This is a genomic window from Pseudarthrobacter sp. Hb11 (assembly GCF_059383655.1).
In genome coordinates this window covers 60696-78970 of the sequence record NZ_JBWZCM010000004.1, presented here as the reverse complement: position 1 = coordinate 78970, position 18275 = coordinate 60696, and the positions used below count along the sequence as shown (strand labels likewise).

Genomic DNA, 18275 nt, shown 5'->3' with positions numbered 1-18275 from the left:
AGTTGTCTTATTCAGCCAGTACTGCCACAGCGCGTCAGCGTGTGCGAACCACGCGCTTCTCGTCCCACACCGGCCCGTCGGACTCGTACACCTTGCCGTCGGAACCGAACACCAGGAAGCGGTCGAAGGTCCGCGCGAACCAGCGGTCGTGCGTCACGGCCAGGACAGTCCCCTCGAAGTGGTCGATGGCCCGCTCCAAAGCCTCAGCTGAGTGCAGGTCCAGGTTGTCCGTGGGCTCGTCCAAAAGCAGCAGGGTGGCGCCGCTGAGCTGCAGCAGCAGGATCTGGAAGCGGGCCTGCTGGCCGCCGGACAGGGACTCGTACTTTTGCTCGGACTGGGCTGCCAGCCCGTAGCCATCCAGAGCACCGGCTGCTGCCTCCCGGCCCAGGCCGGACCGGTGTTCGTCGCCGCGGTGCAGGATTTCCAGCAGCGTCTTTCCGAGCAGGTCCGGCCGGACGTGCGTCTGGGCAAAGAAGCCTGGACGGATCCTTGCGCCGAGTTTAACCGTGCCCTCGTGCGGCACTTCGGCAATCTCGACATCGGACACCGGCAGGTGCTCGCGTTCCGGGTCGGTCCCGCCGGTGGCGAGCAGCCGCAGGAAGTGGGATTTACCCGAGCCGTTGGATCCCAGGACGCCCACGCGGTCGCCAAACCACACCTCGGTGGAGAACGGCTTCATGAGCCCGGTGAGTTCGAGTTTCTCGGCAACAATGGCCCGCTTGGCAGTACGTCCGCCTTTGAGCCGCATCTGCACGTTCTGCTCGATGGGCAGCGCCTCGGGCGGTCCGATCTCAAGGAACTTCGCGAGGCGGGTCTGGGCCGCGTGGTACCTGTTGGCCATGTCGGAGCGGAATGCGGCCTTGTTTTTGTACATGTTGACGAGTTCCTTGAGCTTGATGTGCTCCTCGTCCCACCGCTTGCGCAGTTCCTCGAAGCGGGCGTTCCGGTCCGCCCGCGCCTCCACGTAGGAACCGAACCCGCCGCCGTGGATCCAGGCGCCGGCGCCGTTGATGCCCGGTTCCAGCGTAACGATGCGCCCTGCGGCGTTATTCAGCAGTTCGCGGTCGTGGCTGATGAAGAAAACAGTCTTCTTCGATTCGTTCAGTTTGTCCTCGAGCCAGCGCTTGCCGGGCACGTCCAGGTAGTTGTCCGGTTCATCCAGCAGCAGCAGGTCGTCGGGTCCGGCAAAAAGCGCCTCCAGCACAAGCCGCTTCTGCTCCCCGCCGGAGAGGGTCGACGCCGGACGGTGCTGCGCTCGGTCAAAGGGAAGTCCCAGCGCGGCCATGCACACTTCGTCCCAGACAGTCTCGACGTCGTAGCCTCCTGCATCTCCCCAGTCCACGATGGCTTGGGCATAGCGCATTTGGCTGGGTTCGTCGTCGTCCTCCACCATTGCCAACTCGGCGTCGTCCACTTCGCGGGCCGCTGCAGCCAGGGCGGGCGGGGCGGCGGACACCAGCAGGTCGCGGACAGTGGAATCATCCCGGACCTGGCCCACAAACTGGCGCATGATGCCCATGTTGCCGGAGCGCCCGATCACGCCTTCATCGGGAACCAGGTCCCCGGCGATGATGCGGAACAGCGTTGTTTTGCCGGTGCCGTTGGGGCCGATCAGGGCAGTTTTGGTGCCGTCCGGAACCTTGAAGGTCACCCCATTGAGCAGCTGGGTGCCGTCGGAGAGGAAGTAATCGATACCGGAAACGTCAATATGGGCCACGTACTCCATCTTCCCACGGGCGCACCCGCTGAACTTTTTCCGGAAGTTACCCCGCGGCTGTCAGGAACTTCTGCAGCAGCGGCCCCGACGTTGTGGCGCCCAGGCCGCCATCCTCAACAAACACGGCGACGGCGAGGTCACCGTGCACAGCAACAATCCAGGCGTGGGTCTTCGGCGGATTCGCGTTGCCGAACTCGGCGGTTCCGGTCTTGGCTCCCACGGGAGCGCCCGGGACGCTGGACAGGAAGCCCGCGTGGCCCGACGTCACCACGGCACGCATCATGTCCGCCAGGGACGCTGCCTCTTCAGCGGTGATCGGGTTATCGGACGCCTGTGACGGCGCCTGGGCAGAAGCCGTGGCGGACGGCTGCGCAGCGGGGGCTGTGGAACCGCTGGTTGTTCCCTGAGCGGCGGCGCCGCCGTCGGGATTCAAGACCAGTTGCGGGGCAACCGGCGCGCCCTTGGCCACGGAGCCGGCCATCATGGCAGCCGCCAACGGTGACAGCAGCACCTTGCCCTGGCCGATCATCGAGGCCGCGTGTTCTGTTCCGGCGGCCTCGCCGGGGACGGAACCCAGGAAGGCGGCTGCGCCGAGGGCCGGTGCTTCGACGGCAAGGCCCATCGCCCTCGCGGCCGATTCAAGCTGACTTTGCGAGACCGTGTCGCGCGCGGCGATAAAGGCTGTATTGCAGGAGTGCGCGAAAGCATCGCGGAGCGTCACCGAACCCAAGGAATCCTCCGGGTACCCCTCGGCATTTTTGAACTTCCGCCCGTCCACCGTCAACGTGGGCGTGCACTCGACCTTCGACTCGGGGGTCAGGCCATTGCGGAACATAGCCAGCGAGTCCACCATCTTGAAAATGGAGCCGGGAGCGTACTGGCCCAGCATCGCGGTGTTGTAGCCGTTGCTTCCCGGGCCGGAGGCGGCCGCCAGGACCGCGCCGGTGGAGGGGCGGAGCGCAACGATGGCGGAGGCCGGGTCCACACCTTCCAGGGTGCTCTCGGCCAGCGACTGCAGCTTCGGGTCCAGGGTCGTCTTCAGCGGCGTTCCGGGCGTTGGCTTCACCTCGAAGAGCACCCGGCGGGGGTCCGTTGCGGCGGCCTGGATCTCTTCCCTGGTCAGGTCGGCGCGCTGGGCACGGATAACGACGGCGTCCGTCCCCCGAAGCTGGTCGTCGTACTGCTGCTGGAGGCCACCGACGCCGGTGACATCACCCGCTGTCAGCTCGCCTTCGGAGGCTTCGATTTGCTCCGCTGTGGCCTCGCCCACCGAGCCGAGCACGGCACGCGCAAACGTGCGGCTGGGAGCCAAGGGCACCGTATCGGGAATGGCGCGGGCCCCGGGAATCACTGCGATCTGCTCATTGGTGATGGTGCGGCCTTCTTCGCGCAGGGTGATCGCGGAGACAAAGGCTTCGGCACCGGAGGCCTGTACCTGCTGGACGTACGCCGCCGGGTCCACGCCTACGAGCGCAGCAAGCTTGGTGGCGGAAGCAGCGGGATCCGAGCCTCCCAGCTGGGGCTTGTCAATGCCGACGTTCACCACGGGGCGGTAGGTCACAAGGGGAACGTCGCCCGCACCCAAAATGTCTGCCCGCTGGGGCGACTGGGAACCCTTGGTCAAAATCTCGCTGTCGGCAAGGTCCGGTGCCAGGGTGGCGGGATCCCAGATCGTGAGCCAGTTGTCCCCGGACTTCTTGAATTTGGCGGAAACGGTGTACTTCCACTCGGCGCCGCCGAAGTTCCAGGTGTAGTTCAGGGGTGCGGAAGCGTTGTCGCCGTCGAGGGCCAGCTCGCCCGCCTGGACGGCGGGCTTCTGCGGATCCAGCGCCGCAAAGACTTTTTTCAGCTGGTCGTTTGCAGCCGCTGATTCCTTGCCGTCGAACGGCACGGAGCCCACATCGAGTCCGGAGACTGCGGTAGCCAACTGCCCCGCGGCCGCTTCAGCGCCGCTCCTGCCGTCGTCGCAGGCAACCAGCGATGTTCCGAGAATGACGGCAGCGATGCCTAAAGAAAGTTTTGTTGATATCCCCATCGCGCCATTATCCCCTGCTTTCAGGGTTGATTTGGCACATGTCGCGCCGCGTGCGCTGGATGACAAGGGGCTAGGTTGTGGCCAGTCCCAGTGCGGGGACGGACAGGCCAAACATGTCGCGAAGGGCATACTTCGCCGCGTGATAGCCGGGCATGCCGGTAACACCAGGCCCTGGCGGGGTGGAGGAGGAACATAGGTAGACGCCGCGCAACGGGGTCCGCCATGGGACCCGGGATACGACAGGCCTTTGAACCAGGTTCAGCATGTCCATGGTGCCCGCGCTGAAGTCCCCGCCGACATAATTCCGGTTGTACTTTGCCAGCCCCGCAGCCGTGATGGCCTTGGACTCCACTATCAGGTCCCGGAACCCTGGCGCGAAGCGCTCCACCTGCGCCGTTACGGCTTCCGTCATGTCCCTGGTGGACCCCGTGGGAACGTGGCAGTAGGCCCACAGGGTGTGGTGTCCGGCCGGCGCCCGCCCGGAGTCGAAGCGGGATTGCTGAGCCACCAGGACGTAAGGGCGTTCCGGGTGTTTGCCGGCGTTTACTTCGTTCTCCGAACGTGCCACTTCTGCCCGCGTACCGCCCAGGTGGACGGTTCCGGCGTCAGCCAATTCTTTTGCAGCCCACGGCACGGGTCCCGAGAGGATGAAGTCCACCTTGCACGAGCCATTTCCGTACCTGAAGGATTCCAAAGCACCGCGGTAACGCCCGGACAAGGCGTTACCGGCCATGTTCAGCAGCCCTTGGGGAGCGACATTCAACAAAGTTGCGCGGGTGGCGGGAAGATCTTCCAGCCGGTCGATCGGGGCATCCGTATGGATAACACCGCCATGTGCAACGAGGTCCTCCGCCATCGCGGCGGCTATGGCAGCTGAGCCGCCTTCGGGGATAGGCCAGCCTCCCGCATGTCCGAGTGCCCCGAGCATCAGCCCGGCTCCGGAAGCGGCAAGGGATGGCTGATGCGAAATGGCATGGGCGGCCACTCCGGAGAGCAGCGCCGGGGCTGATTCCTCCTTGAACCGGGCATTCCACACGCCGCTTCCCTGCTCCAGCGTTCGCAGGCCGAAGATTCCGGCCGCTATGGGATTGCGGGGGATACGGAGGAGCTGGTTCTGGGTGAAGTCCATAACGTCGTCCACACGGTTGACGAGGGGTGCCATCAGCCGCCGGTACGCAGCACCGTCGCGGCCCAGTCCGGCAGCTGTCTTGTCCAGGGACCGGTAGGCCAGGGCCGCCCGGCCGCCGTCCAGGGGAGATCCATAGGACAGGTCCGGGGTGATGAGGTTTATCCGGCGGGACAGTTCAAAAGCCTTAAAGAACGGCGAGGCCACAGCCATCGGATGGACGGCCGAGCAGATGTCGTGGAAGTGTCCCGGCTGCATTAGTTCGCTGGTGCGTGTGCCGCCGCCAATGGTTTTGCCAGCCTCGAAGAGCTCCACCGAGAGCCCGGCGCGCGCCATCACCGCTGCCGCTGCAAGCCCGTTGGGTCCGGCGCCAACCACCGCCACGTCAGGCATTGGTACCGACCTTCCAGGGCATGATGGAGTTTGATCGGGCCCGGGGGTTCACCCGGAGCCAGTCGGGCGCCCCGGTGAAGGGGCCGCTGTGGGGGTCATCAAGGTGATGCCGCCGGATGGGGTCGTAATCCGGGTTGTAAATATCCCAGGTCACGCGCAGCATGAGGTAGCCCACCGCAGCCATGTGCGCGGCCACGGCGAGGACGTAGTAGGGCATATCCAGGTTGTGCTGGGAAGAGCCTGCGCTGGTCACCTGTCCAAGGTACATCCACACTGCTGCCCAGTGCAGGCCTTCGATTCCCTGCCAGATCAGAAAGTCACGCCACCTCGGCCGCGCCAGCGCCAGGAGGGGGATCAGCCACACCACGAACTGCGGGGAGTAGACCTTGCTGGTAAGGATGAAGGCCGCCACGATGAGGAAGGCCAGCTGGGCCAGCCGGGGGCGCCGGGCGGCAGTCAGGGCAACAGCTGTGATGGCCGTGCAGGACAGCAGGAAAAAGCCAAGGGACAAGAGGTCGACGGCGGCCGGGCTGAGTTCCGTCCACCGCAGCCGGTCCGCCACCAGGTTGTAGGCGAACCAGGGCGAGCTATACCCGGCATCGCGCTCTGCGCTGAACTGGAAGAAGTAGGCCCAGCCGGAGGGGTTGGCAGCCGCGAAGGGCAGGTTGACGGCCAGCCACGAGGCAGCGGCAGCGCCCGCTGTCACCAGGAAGGGGCGGAACCGGCCGGTCCGGAGGGCCAACAGCAGGATCGCGCCGAGAACCAGCAGCGGATACAGCTTCGTGGCTGTGCCCAGCCCGATGAAGACCCCGGCAAGCACCAGCCGTTGCCGCGAGAAGAAGTACATTCCCAGGGCGAGCAGCGCGACAGCCCAAAGATCCCAGTTGATGGTGCCAGCCAATACGATCCCCGGGGCCAGGGCCACCATGGCGGCATCCCAGGGACGGCGGCTGGTCATCCGGGCGGTAGCCAGGACCGTGACTACGGTGACGGCGGCCAGAAGCGCAACATTGATGTCGAAGTAGGCGAGCACACTCGCATCCGAGATCCCGGTCCCCGGAACGAGCCATGCCGTTAACCCCGCGATCAGGGCAATCAGGACCGGGTACTCAAACTGGCTCCCGGTGCCAAGGACGGGAAATGTTCCCTCGGCCAGTCCACGGTTCCGAAAGAGCTCGGGAAAGTCGGAATAGCAGGTGGCGTAGAACTGCGTGGGGGACTCCCAGCCGTTGGCACGGCAATACCCTTTGACCAGGATTCCCGTAACGGCCGCCAGGACTGTGAGGAGTATCAGTACGCGTTCCACGGTGAAGATGCCGGGGGAGACGATGCCCGGGGCGGCCCTTGATCCGAGGGGGCCGCCGATGACTTCGGTGAAGTTGCGCAGCAGGACATCACTTCGGCTGGGAACTACCAGGCGGGACCGACCTCGATGCTCCGGCGGCTGGGTCTCCTGCATGGCATCGAGCATACCGCCGCAGCCGGGCACCAGCGGGAGAGGGCCTACGGGAGCCCACGCGTTGCCGCGTGGACTCCGGCACGGCATTGAGGTGCAACATGGCTTTTCCTGAAGGAGGGACGAGTGGTTAGCGCATGCCACCCAGTTGTTGGTGCATCAGGAGGAATACGTCTTCCCGCTGCTTCTCCAGTAGCGGGCGATTGAATTGCCAGCGGCTGCTGCGTCTTCGGCGTGAAGGAGACAGAAGTTTTTGAAGCTTTTTGATCATTGTGGTCACCTCCTTGTCGAAACTGATTGGCCCGAAACTGGGCGCAGCAATAAAGCCCTCAATTTCCACCTCGAAATTCGTCGGACCAGGGCAGGGAAAGGCCCGGAAAAGGGCACGCGGATATAAATGAGGGAAATGCAATGCAAAAGCGCAAAGGCGGCCCGTTGAGTTAAAGGCACGCCGTTCGGCTAAGGAATGGCAGGGTAGCCCAGGGGAACCCTTATGACGCCCGCACCGGCACCCGGAGAAACCAAAGCGTCATCACCGGTCACGCCGGCGGCAGGAACGAAGGCTAGGCGCCGAGGAGCCCTGTATTCGGGCGCGCAAAAGCATCAGAGGCCGGGGCCGCGGTGATGGTCGTCTTCCATCCGCCAGTCAAAGTAATCATTTTTCCCAACCTCCTTTTCTGCTCTGCCGTTGCTGCGGCTAACATGCCTGCCAACGGTCGCCATGACCCCGGCGAGACGCTCTGGGGTTAGAAATAAAAGTACAGCACGATTAGAGTCCGCGGCTAGCTAATCCGCAAAACTTTTCCAATAAAACTGGTGAGTAACTATTAAAGACCCCACCGGACAATTGCCGGAGTCCTCTTATCCCAGCCCAGGGTGCACACTTTCGCGGTTCCGAGAATAAAGTGGCGTCCCTCAGTAGGAGGCAATTCCAGCCAACGGGCGGTGAGGATCCGGGAGAAGTGTCCGTGCGCCACAATGAGGACGTTGTCCATTCCCGATTCCAGTACGCGTCCAATAATTTTGTCCGCCCTCGCGGCCACTTCGTCCAGGGTTTCGCCGTTGGGAACGCCGTGGGTCCAGATCAGGTACTCGGGGTTGTCCTTGCGGATCAGGTCCGAGCTGATGCCCTCGTAGTCGCCGTAGTTCCATTCCACGGCGAGCGGCTCGTGCTGGGCGTCAGGGAAACCGGCGAGTTCCGCAGTCCGGCGCGCCCGCCGCAGAGGAGACGTCAGCACAAGATCAAAATCGACCGGATCCAGTACCTTGCGTGCTTCCACCGCCTGCTGTTCACCTTCAACAGTGAGGGGCAAATCAGTGAGTCCGGTGTACTGCCCGCTTTTGGACCACTCGGTCTCGCCGTGGCGGAGGATCCAGAGCTGGGGCCGGGGGGCAAGGGCAGGATTGGTCACTTGGACTCCTTGGAGGAAAGGTCGACGGCGGCAGGAGGCGTTCCATCCCCGGTTCCGGCAGGTGCAGCCTCGGGCTGTTCCGCCCACCAGCGGAGCAGCCTCGCCTCCGCTTCTTCGGTGGGCAGGGGACCGTGCTCCATCCGCTCGTTGAGCAGGAACTTGTAGGCCCGGCCCACCACGGGGCCGGGTTTGAGCTCCAGGAGGGCCATGATCCGGGCACCGTCCAGGTCCGGGCGCACCGCGTCCAGCGATTCCTGCTCGCGCAGTGTCGCGATCCGGGCTTCTAGGTCGTCGTAGGCGAAAGCCAGCCGCTCTGCTTTACGCTGGTTGCGCGTGGTGACGTCGGACCGGGTCAGCCGGTGCAGCCTTTCCAGCAGCGGCCCGGCGTCGGTCACGTAGCGGCGCACGGCGGAGTCGCTCCAGCCGGCTTCCCCGTAGCCGTAGAAGCGCATGTGGAGCTCCACCAGGCGGGCTACGGCCTTGATGGTGTCGTTGTCGAACCTCAGCGCCTTCATCCTCTTGGTGGTGAGCTTGGCACCCACCATGTCGTGATGACGGAAGCTGACCGCGCCGCCCGGTTCGAAGCGGCGCGTAGCCGGCTTGCCGACGTCGTGCATCAATGCCGCGAAACGCAGCACAAAGTCCGGTGACGGCACGGGGCCTTCAGCGGATGTTTCCAGCTCCGCTGCCTGTTCCAGAACCTGCAGCGAATGCTGATACACGTCCTTGTGCCGGTGGTGCTCATCCGATTCGAGCCGGAGAGCGGAGACCTCGGGCAGCACGAATTCGGCCAGGCCGGTGTCCACCAGCAGGTCAACGCCCACCCGCGGCCTAACACCGCAAATGAGCTTAGTGAGTTCGTCCCGCACCCGTTCCGCGGAAATGATGGTGATCCGTTCAGCCATTTGGGTCATGGCCTGGCGGACGTCGTCGTGGACGGAGACACCCAGCTGCGCCGCGAACCTGGCGGCGCGCATCATCCGCAGAGGATCATCCGAGAAGGACGCTTCAGGGGACCCGGGCGTGGCCAGGATGGAAGCGTGCAGGTCCCGCACACCCCCAAAAGGATCCACCAGCTCCAGGGAAGGCAGTTTCAGGGCCATTGCATTGATAGTGAAGTCACGCCGGAGCAGGTCATCCGTCAAAGAGGAACCGAAGGCCACCACAGGCTTCCGGGACTCGGGGTCGTACGCCTCGGCACGATACGTGGTTACTTCAATCTGGAAGCCGGCCTTCCGCATCCCGATGGTGCCAAAGGCGCGGCCGATCTCCCAGTAGTTGTCCGCCCACTTCTTGATGAGTGCCACCGTCTGGTCCGGCGTGGCGTCCGTGGTGAAGTCCAGGTCCGGGGAGGTCCTGCCCAGGAAAAGGTCACGCACCGGGCCGCCCACCAGCGACAGTTCGTGGCCGGCGTCCACAAAACGCTGGCCGAGCTCCAGGACCACCGGGTCCACCTGGAAATCGACGGTGTGGGATTCAGTCTTGTGATGTGCGTGCGCCATAGTTACTTAAGCTTGTCAGAAACCAGCGGCAGCGCAGGCCAAAATACCGTCAAGATCCTGCTCATTCCGTCCACTGACGGCAAAGCGCGTCATATGCAGTCCATGTTGGTGTCATGTTCCGGTCATCACGAACGGGCAACAGTCGTTAGAGTGGACTCCATGGCCCATCCAGTACCGAGCGCTCCAGGCAGGAGGACAAACGCACCGTTGCCGTCGGCAATCGGTGCGCACGTTGCGCCTGCCCAGCATTCGGCGCCGGCCTCGCTGCCTACGGTGGAGGAAGTCTCCGCCGGCGGCGTCGTGGTGGACACGTCCGACGCCGAACTGAGGGTTGCGATTATCGCCCGCCTTAACCGCGGCGGGCGCCTGGAGTGGTGCCTTCCCAAGGGTCATCCGGAGGGCAAGGAAAACAACGAGCAGGCCGCGGTCCGCGAGATTGCGGAAGAGACCGGCATCGAAGGCGACATCCTCGCACCGCTTGGAAGCATCGACTATTGGTTTACCGTCAGCGGCCACCGGGTGCATAAAACGGTCCATCATTACCTCCTGCGGGCCACCGGAGGCGAGCTGACCATCGAGAACGATCCGGACCAGGAAGCAGTGGACGTTGCATGGGTTCCCATCCACGAACTCGCGCGCAAGCTGTCCTTCCCCAACGAACGCCGCATCGCCGACCTGGCCCGTGAAGTCCTGCCCGAACACCTCTAGGACCGCACTGCCGGCGCAAGTGTTGCCATGATAGGCGCGTGCGGGTGAGACGATGAACTTGATGTCAGCTTCCAATTATCCTTCCGATCAAGCCGGCCGGGCCGGCGGCGCCCGAGACGACGCGCCTGGCGACGGCGCATTTCCCGACCGTGCACCCCTGGCCGGCCCGCCATTGGATGGGGCACCCCTGGACGGGGGACCCGTAGACGGCGCACCCGCAGAGATCGTGTCCACGGACGGCGGTTCCGCCAACGGTGCACAAGCCGGCGCCGAGCAGGCGAGCGAAACCAGGTCAAGCGCCATCATGGCCGCCGGAACCCTCGTTTCGCGCTTCCTGGGATTCGGCAAGACCTGGATGCTGGGCACTGCCCTGGGCCTCGGTTCCACGGTCAATGACACGTTCATCAACGCCAACAACCTGCCCAACCTGATCTTCCTGCTGGTGGCCGGCGGTGTGTTCAACGCAGTGCTCGTGCCGCAGATCATCAAGGCCAGCAAGGCTCCGGACAGGGGAGCGGACTACATCAGCCGGCTCCTGACGCTTGCTGTCCTGCTCCTGCTGGGACTGACGGCCCTGGTGACGCTGGCAGCTCCATGGGTCATCGAACTGACCACCCAGGGGTATTCCCCGCAACAAAAAGCGCTGGCCGTGGCCTTCGCGTTCTGGTGCCTGCCGCAGATTTTCTTCTACGGCCTCTATGCCCTCCTTACCCAGGTCCTTAACGCGAACGGTGCCTTTGGACCGGCCATGTGGGCGCCCATCCTTAACAACCTCGTGGCCATCGCAGGCCTGGGGATGTTCATCTGGATCTTCGGCTCGAACGAGTTCAATCCGCACACACTGGACAACTGGGGCGAGACCCAGACTCTGTTCGTGGCCGGATTTTCCACCATCGGCGTGGTGTCGCAGACCGCCATCCTGATGATCCCCGTGATCCGGCTGAAACTGCGACTCCGCCCGCGGTTCGGCTGGCGCGGAGTGGGACTGGGCCAGGCAGCCAAGCTGAGCGTGTGGACATTGCTGACCGCCGCCGTCGGGCAACTTGCCTTCCTGTACGTCATGCGCATCGCCACCATTCCCGGAGCTGAGCGCATCCGGCTTCAGCAGTCGGGCGACCCCTCCGCCACCCTGCTGCCCGGCAACGCCGTGCTGGAGGTGGCCAGCCAGCTGTACCTGCTGCCACACTCCATCATTGCCTTGTCCCTGGCGACAGTCCTCTTTAATCGAATGACCCGTGCCTCGCAGGACGGCAATAAAGCCGAGCTCCGCGATGCCCTGTCGCACGGGCTCCGCACCATGGCCGTGGCCACTGTCTTTGGTGCCCTTGCCCTCTTTGCGCTGGCCGGGCCGCTGGGGATGTTCTTCTCCGGTGGCCTTCGCCAGGACGGCGTGATGCTGGCCCAGACGTTGACCATTCTTGCGCTCAGCACACCGTTTATGAGTGCCAACTTCATGATGTCCCGGGTCTTCTACGCGAATGAGGATGCCCGGACCCCCTTCTACGTCCAGCTGCTCCTGGCGGTTGTTTACGTGGCCGGGGCCTTCGCCATCCAGTTCCTGCCGGTGAACCAGATCATTTACGCCATCGCGGTGCTCTACATGGTGGGCAACATCCTCTCGGTGGTTATCAGCGCCTACTTCCTGCGGCGGCTCCTGGGGCATCTGGACGGCCCGCGGATTGCCAACTCCTACATCCGGATGGGTTACGCGGCCCTGGGCTCAGCGATTGCAGGTGCAGGGGCCCTTTGGCTGATGGGCAGCTACAGCCCGGACGGGTTCGCCTGGCGTGACCGCCTGACTGCTCTCATGACAGTCATCGTGGTGGGCCCGGTCATGCTCGTGGTCTACTTCTTCCTGCTCAAGCTGTTCCGGGTCTCCGAACTGCGGGACCTGCTTCAACCCCTCCTGGGACGGCTGGGACGCGGCGGGCAAGCAGCACCTGCCACCGACGCCGGGAACCCGCCGTCGGACTCCTCACCGGGTGCGTCCTCCGGGGACCGCCCGCGCTCCGCACCGGAGCGCGCCACCACCTCTGTTGATACAGGGCTCATCCCGCGCATTTCAGGAGAATTCGACGCCGTCTCTTTCCGCGCCGGGCCGGCTCCGGATCGCGCTGCAGGTCGCAGGCGTGAGTCCGACGGCGGTGACGGCACCGCCGCTGAGGGCAACTATCTCCCCGGTGAGGATCAGCCCAGCACCGCACGGGGCGGATTGCTGCGCGATGAGATCCCGCTTCCGGGCCGCCGGACCTTCCAGGGGAAGTCCGGCGAGAACCCCCACTTTAGGCCCCGACGGCCCCGAAAAAAGTGATTCTTGCGCGGTCTGCCGCTGTCTTTGTCCACGGTGCGCCGGGCGCAATCGGCTAGGATCGAAAGGGAACAGGGGTAGTTGCATTCAAGGATCTGCCTCCCCGGCGGCCCCCTTGAACGGTGGTTGCGTCATCCGTGCCGGCAATACCGGACAGTCTAGGAGGAACACGTGTCCAACCCGATCGATGTCGGATCAGTACTGGGCGGCCGTTACAAGGTCACAGCCACTGTATTGGCCTCGCACGACCACGATCTGGTGCTGGATGGTGTGGACCAGGTACTTAACCGTCCCGTCAGCATCCTGGTTGCCGGACCGGACAACACGGAGCAGGTTGCACAGAGCGCCCGCGAAGTTGCCACCGGGGAACGCCCCGGAACGGTCCAGGTTTTGGACCTGGGCGTCACCGAGGCTGCCACGTACCTCATCACCAATCACACGTCCGCCGCGGACCTTCTGGATCTCGTGGTCGCATCCAACCCTCCGTATGTGGAGCCCTTCTTCACGGACACCCTCGGAAGTGAGATTTTCGGTCAGCCGCGGTCCCACGAGCCCGAGCCTTACGACGAGGAAGACCACGTAGACGCGGGCTACATCAACTATGGTGATGCCCACCCCAGCCAGGTAGATCCTTACCGGGCCGCGCCTACAATGCCGCAGAAGCCTCCTGTCCGGCCGGCGACGGCACCCGCCGGCCGCAAGCCATCCGGTGCGTCCCCTTTAGGGGGAGCAGCCCTTGGTGGCGCCGCCGGGGCTGCAGCTTCGAGCGCCACGACGCGCCCGGCCGGCCCTTCAACCCGACCCGCCGAAGATCCAGCCACTGCCAGTTTCGCCTCCAACTCCAACTCCAACCAGGCGGAGGCGCCCGGTTCAGGGAAGCCAAAGGTGTCCCTCTGGTCTGAGGACGACTACGCCAGCGCTGATAGCCAGGACCGCTATGAGGATGCGCTGGTGGAAGATGATCGGCCTGTTCGGAAAAAGTCCTCTGTCTTGGCTCGTGCGGCAGCCCCGGCCGCTGCTTCTGCCGCTGCCCGCCCTTCTTACGCTGAGCAGAACGACTATGACGACGACCGGGATGCACCAGCACGGGAACCGCGCTCCATGCGGTGGCTTGTAGGCGGGCTGCTGGCCGTCGTTCTGATTGCCGGCCTTATTTTCGCCGTGACCAACCTTGGCAGCCTCTTCTCCCCGGAACCACAGGCCAACCCGTCGGCTCCTGCCACCAACAATGACGCTCCCGAAGCCGCCCCCGCACCAACGCAGGCACCTACCACCGCTCCGCCCGCTCTTCCGCCCGCCATCGAAAGCGTCAGCCGGCAGGGTGCTTTCGATTTTGCGGCGACTTTTGACGGCGACCTGGTCAAGGCCTACGACGGCAACGCAGCCAGCTACTGGTCAGACATGGAGTTCGCCACCGAAAACTGGGGCGGACTCGCCGCCCAGGGCGTGCCGCTGGTGGTAAAGCTCAAGAACCCTGCAACGGTTTCATCCGTGACACTTTCCCAGCTGGGTGGCTCGGGTGGAAACATCACCGTGTACACCAATGACCAGCCGTCCTTGGACGGTGGGAAGGCCGTCGGGACCAACAGCTTCACCTCAACCGACCTGAACGTGCCCCTTGCAACACCGGTCCGTGCCCAGTACGTCATAGTCTCCATCAACTCCCTTCCCAGGCTCGCTGCGCCGAAGACACGCTACAGCTACGGACTCCGCCTGGCCGAGGTCAAGGTCCAGTAACTCCCGCTGCCTCGCGTGGGTGCCGCGGAACCGCGGCTGGAGGTACTTGACGCGGTGTTCGGGTTTGTCACGGGACGGTAATCTGGAAAAGGCGTCTCGCGGAGTTCGCTTACTGCGGTCCACCGGCAATCTGCCGCGCCCTGGTGCCGGAATATTCAGCCTGCAGTATCAGTTGTGCCATGTGGCCGGCCTCCAAAGCGGGGCGCGTCGAATAAGGAAGAGGTTCACCGTTCAGTGACCATCACAGAAAACACCACGTCAGACGTACGTGATGTCATTATTGTCGGCTCCGGCCCGGCTGGTTACACGGCAGCTGTCTATACTGCCCGCGCCAACCTGAAGCCCCTGATGCTGGCAGGTTCTGTCACTGCCGGCGGTGAACTGATGAACACCACAGATGTCGAGAACTACCCGGGCTTTCCGGAAGGCATCATGGGACCGGACCTAATGGAGAACTTCGAGAAGCAGGCAGCACGCTTCGGCACTGAGATTCAGTTCGAGGACGTCACCTCGCTCCAGCTCGACGGGCCTGTAAAGACGGTCACTATCGCCACGGGTGAAAGCTTCCAGGCGAAGGCGGTGATCCTCTCCACCGGATCGGCCTACAGGGAGCTCGGCCTGCCGAACGAGAAGCGCCTTTCAGGGCACGGCGTCAGCTGGTGTGCAACCTGCGACGGTTTCTTCTTCAAGGACCAGGACATTGCTGTCATCGGCGGGGGAGACTCTGCAATGGAAGAAGCACTGTTCCTTACCAAGTTTGCGAAATCGGTAACGATTGTCCACCGCCGTGACTCGCTCAAGGCCTCGAAAATTATGGCCGACCGTGCCCTGGCACACGAGAAGATCAATTTCGTTTGGAACACCACCGTGGACGACGTTGTCGGTGACCAGAAAGTCACCGGTCTCAAGTTGAAGAACCTCATTGACGGATCCGTTTCGGATTTGGCCGTAACGGGTGTGTTCGTGGCCATTGGCAACGACCCCCGCACGGATCTCGTCAAGGGAATCCTGGACCTGACGCTGGAGGGAACCATCGCCGTGGAAGGGCGAAGTTCCAGGACCAGCCTGCCAGGCGTATTCGCCGCCGGCGATGTCATTGACCCCACCTACCGTCAAGCAATCACAGCTTCTGGTTCCGGCTGCGTTGCCGCCCTTGACGTTGAGCACTACCTCGCAGACCTGTCCGCATAAGTCCTAAGCGTTATAAGACGAAGAGAGAGATAAAGCTATGAGCAAAGCGAAAGACGTAACAGACGCAAGTTTCGGTACGGATGTTTTGTCCTCCGATAAGCCCGTTATCGTGGACTTCTGGGCAGAGTGGTGTGGCCCCTGCCGCAAGCTAGGCCCGATTCTTGATGAGATCTCTGTTGAGTACAGCGAAAAGGTTGACGTTGTGAAGCTGAACGTCGATGACAATCCGGGGATCGCCGCGGAATACGGGATTACCTCAATTCCTGCTGTTTACCTGTTCCAGGGCGGGGAAGTGAAGAGCACCGTCATCGGGGCAAAGCCGAAGCAGTTCTTCGAAAAGGAATTCGCTGACGTCCTTTCCTAGGACCGGCTGACGCTGGGCTTGGTCCAGTGGTATTGAAGTGGCCACCGCTTTTTAGCGGTGGCCACTTTTTGTGTCAGCCGTGCGATGCAGTGTTTCACGAAACTAGCCGAATAGGAGTGAACTTCCTGTTGGTTCCGGATGACGGCATCGCGTGCGCCTCTAGGTCGACGTCCTGAACGTTCCGCACACATGAGGTGAGGAGCTCCAGCCTGTTTGCGCTCCTTTTTCCCACGGGTACCGCTGTTCAGGCTGACGACGACGCCGCCGCAGCCATGAACCTGTTTCACGTGAAACACATGACCTGGGTGTGGAACCCGGTAAGACCAGCCCGTCTGTACTAGCTGCGGCACGGCGAGACCGGGACCATACTGACTTGTGTTACCTACGCGTCTGCCAAGTAATCCAGTTAGCGCTCGGGCACGTGAATGTTATCCACGCGGATAGACGCCAGCCATTTCGTTTGTGCCAGTGACTCTAGTAGCGCGATTTCGAAGTAGCTGGCGCAAGCAAGACGTCTGTGACGAATGATTGGAACGACACTCTGAGTGGGGGGCCGGCTCTATACGACGCGAAAGGGGCTCCGTTTGCTTTCCTCACCTGGTCGGGCTTGAAGCAGCATTCTGTACTCATGCTGGAATTGCGAGAAGCGGGCATCAAATTCAGGTTCTAAAATGTTCAGTAGCCAAACCGGGCTGTCGACCCTACGAGCGCTACCTATTCCGCGCCAATGAGGTCCCCAGTGCTGCCACAAGTACTCGTCAGCACCTAGGCGGCTATACTGTCGGCCGCTCCAATCTGCGACCTCACGATTCCGACGCATTGAGTCGAGACGGACAGCCCCCGAACCATCTCCAAGCAAGCAGACTAGGCGCCCACGAGAGTGCGCCTCAAGCTCCGGTCCATACTTACCTCCGCGAGCTCGACCGTCACCCAACACTGGCGGCATCACTCTCGATGGTACGAAAGTGTTGGTCCCCTTCAGATTGCAGGAAGGATGGGCTCCGTTCAATGTTTCACGTGAAACGCGGGGCATCAGTGGGTCCTTGGCGGCTCATAGATCCTAATCACATCGCGTGTGCCAACGTTGTGCTTACAAGCCACACCATGGATCGGTATGGGGAGCTGTCCATAAGTGGCCGGCTAGATGATTAGCGTCTTCGAGAAGCCCAACTGAAACCATGCAACTAATCCTACGATGACTAAACAGCCGAGCTCTGGCGCCCAACTGATGAACCAGCGCGTTACAGTGACGCTAAGGTGACAACTTTAACTCATCATGCCGGCTTCCCTTCGTAGCAAGGCGCCCGGAGAAACAAGAGCAGCGGACAGACCGGTCAGTGCCGCTCGAGGAGGCTGTAGTGGACTGAACCTAAGGACACTCAGCCTTTGGCGCTATTCGGAATGCCACGGCACCGCTCATCAGATGCAGACAACGCAGGAAGGCAAGAAGCGCAGGACCTCATCACTTGGAGTGCCGGAGACATTCCAAAAACAAGCATGTGCCGGGCATCGCCGGCGGTGTCGCGAGCCGCGCCCTAGTCGAGTCGTAGAGGGCCAGGCCACTACTGTCCGACTGAGGTCAACATTCGACCATGACGGTCATGAGTTGCGGAAGCGTCGGTCTCCTTTTCGACTGCTGACGATCGTTGTGTACACAAATTGCGCCGGACTAAGACTAGGCCGTCGATGGTTTGTCCACACTATTATCCACAGCGCCCGCTCGACTTATCACCACGTTTATCCACAGCCCGTTAGCGGGGGTTACAGGTTCCTCTCCCGTGGGAAGAAGTCGAAGGTTGGATCACCGGGCGCGAGGCGACAGTCGTGCGCATCATGTTGCTCGACAGGTTGGCCGGCAGCACAGTCTTTTCAGCCCCCGCAGGTGCGCAAATAAACCACAACGGCGCTAAACTCAGCTGTCCGCAGCTACAATGCGTCTACTTGCTACTCCTACACTTCCGAGGTCGAGGTGTTTCACGTGAAACACGTCAGACGTTCAGCGGAGCGAGTCGGCAAACCGCGTGAAATACGTCGTCGCGGCCGACCACTTTGCGTCCGCGAAACACCCCTGCCCACGATCCTATCCACAGACTTATCCACATCCTTGTCCACCGCGCTTTCCACACGGCTGCCACGGATTATCGTCTCCCGATTTAACAGCGTCAGCACGCGCTGAGCACCATCGAGGAATAGAGAAGTATCTCTTCAGGCGCAGTTACGTCCAGTCCGCTGCGCCGTTCATGAGAATGACGTTAGGTCCTGCACGCCGAGAAGGAGGTTTGTCTGTCGGTGAATGGCTACGCTATGGCGCTCGGCCGGCCGGGGG

12 protein-coding genes are annotated in these 18275 nt (G+C 62.8%); 5 read left to right on the top strand and 7 right to left on the bottom strand.

The window, feature by feature from the left end; translation table 11 throughout:
• Positions 1-34 precede the first annotated feature (34 nt).
• The 7 genes from AC50X7_RS08805 to AC50X7_RS08775 form a co-directional block, all read right to left on the bottom strand.
• A complete protein-coding gene (locus AC50X7_RS08805) occupies positions 35-1717 on the bottom strand; it encodes an ABC-F family ATP-binding cassette domain-containing protein (RefSeq protein WP_494978657.1) in 1683 nt (560 codons plus the stop codon).
• Positions 1718-1763: 46 nt separating this feature from the next.
• Positions 1764-3752 carry a penicillin-binding transpeptidase domain-containing protein gene (locus AC50X7_RS08800; protein ID WP_494978656.1) on the bottom strand — a complete coding sequence of 663 codons (1989 nt, stop codon included), beginning with the start codon at positions 3750-3752 and terminating at the stop codon, positions 1764-1766.
• Between the two features lie 70 nt (positions 3753-3822).
• Positions 3823-5271, bottom strand: coding sequence for a phytoene desaturase family protein (locus AC50X7_RS08795; protein WP_494978655.1), 1449 nt, complete (start codon positions 5269-5271; stop codon positions 3823-3825).
• Positions 5264-6730: a glycosyltransferase family 87 protein gene (locus AC50X7_RS08790; protein WP_494978654.1), complete on the bottom strand. Its 1467-nt coding sequence runs from the start codon at positions 6728-6730 to the stop codon at positions 5264-5266. Before AC50X7_RS08790 ends, AC50X7_RS08795 begins: the two co-directional genes overlap by 8 nt.
• A gap of 127 nt (positions 6731-6857) precedes the next feature.
• Entirely contained in the window at positions 6858-7067 is a 210-nt protein-coding gene (locus AC50X7_RS08785; protein ID WP_494978653.1) for a hypothetical protein, read from the bottom strand.
• Positions 7068-7554: 487 nt separating this feature from the next.
• Positions 7555-8139, bottom strand: a complete 585-nt coding sequence (locus AC50X7_RS08780; protein ID WP_494978652.1) for a histidine phosphatase family protein — start codon at positions 8137-8139, stop codon at positions 7555-7557.
• Entirely contained in the window at positions 8136-9641 is a 1506-nt protein-coding gene (locus AC50X7_RS08775; RefSeq protein ID WP_494978651.1) for a CCA tRNA nucleotidyltransferase, read from the bottom strand. Before AC50X7_RS08775 ends, AC50X7_RS08780 begins: the two co-directional genes overlap by 4 nt.
• A 207-nt stretch (positions 9642-9848) precedes the next feature.
• Between AC50X7_RS08775 and AC50X7_RS08770 the strand changes: the two genes are divergently transcribed.
• The 5 genes from AC50X7_RS08770 (at position 9849) to trxA (ending at position 15949) form a co-directional block, all read left to right on the top strand.
• Positions 9849-10349 carry an NUDIX hydrolase gene (locus tag AC50X7_RS08770; protein ID WP_163165305.1) on the top strand — a complete coding sequence of 167 codons (501 nt, stop codon included), beginning with the start codon at positions 9849-9851 and terminating at the stop codon, positions 10347-10349.
• 61 nt (positions 10350-10410) lie between these two features.
• On the top strand, positions 10411-12660 hold the full coding sequence (murJ, locus tag AC50X7_RS08765; protein ID WP_494978650.1) for a murein biosynthesis integral membrane protein MurJ: 2250 nt from the start codon (positions 10411-10413) through the stop codon (positions 12658-12660).
• Positions 12661-12828: 168 nt separating this feature from the next.
• A complete protein-coding gene (locus tag AC50X7_RS08760) occupies positions 12829-14394 on the top strand; it encodes an ABC transporter substrate-binding protein (protein ID WP_494978649.1) in 1566 nt (521 codons plus the stop codon).
• Positions 14395-14628: 234 nt separating this feature from the next.
• Positions 14629-15585 (top strand): thioredoxin-disulfide reductase, encoded by a 957-nt coding sequence (trxB, locus tag AC50X7_RS08755; RefSeq protein WP_494978648.1) that lies wholly within the window; start codon positions 14629-14631, stop codon positions 15583-15585.
• Positions 15586-15622: 37 nt separating this feature from the next.
• On the top strand, positions 15623-15949 hold the full coding sequence (gene trxA / locus AC50X7_RS08750) for a thioredoxin (protein WP_494978647.1): 327 nt from the start codon (positions 15623-15625) through the stop codon (positions 15947-15949).
• The last annotated feature ends 2326 nt before the right edge of the window (positions 15950-18275 follow it).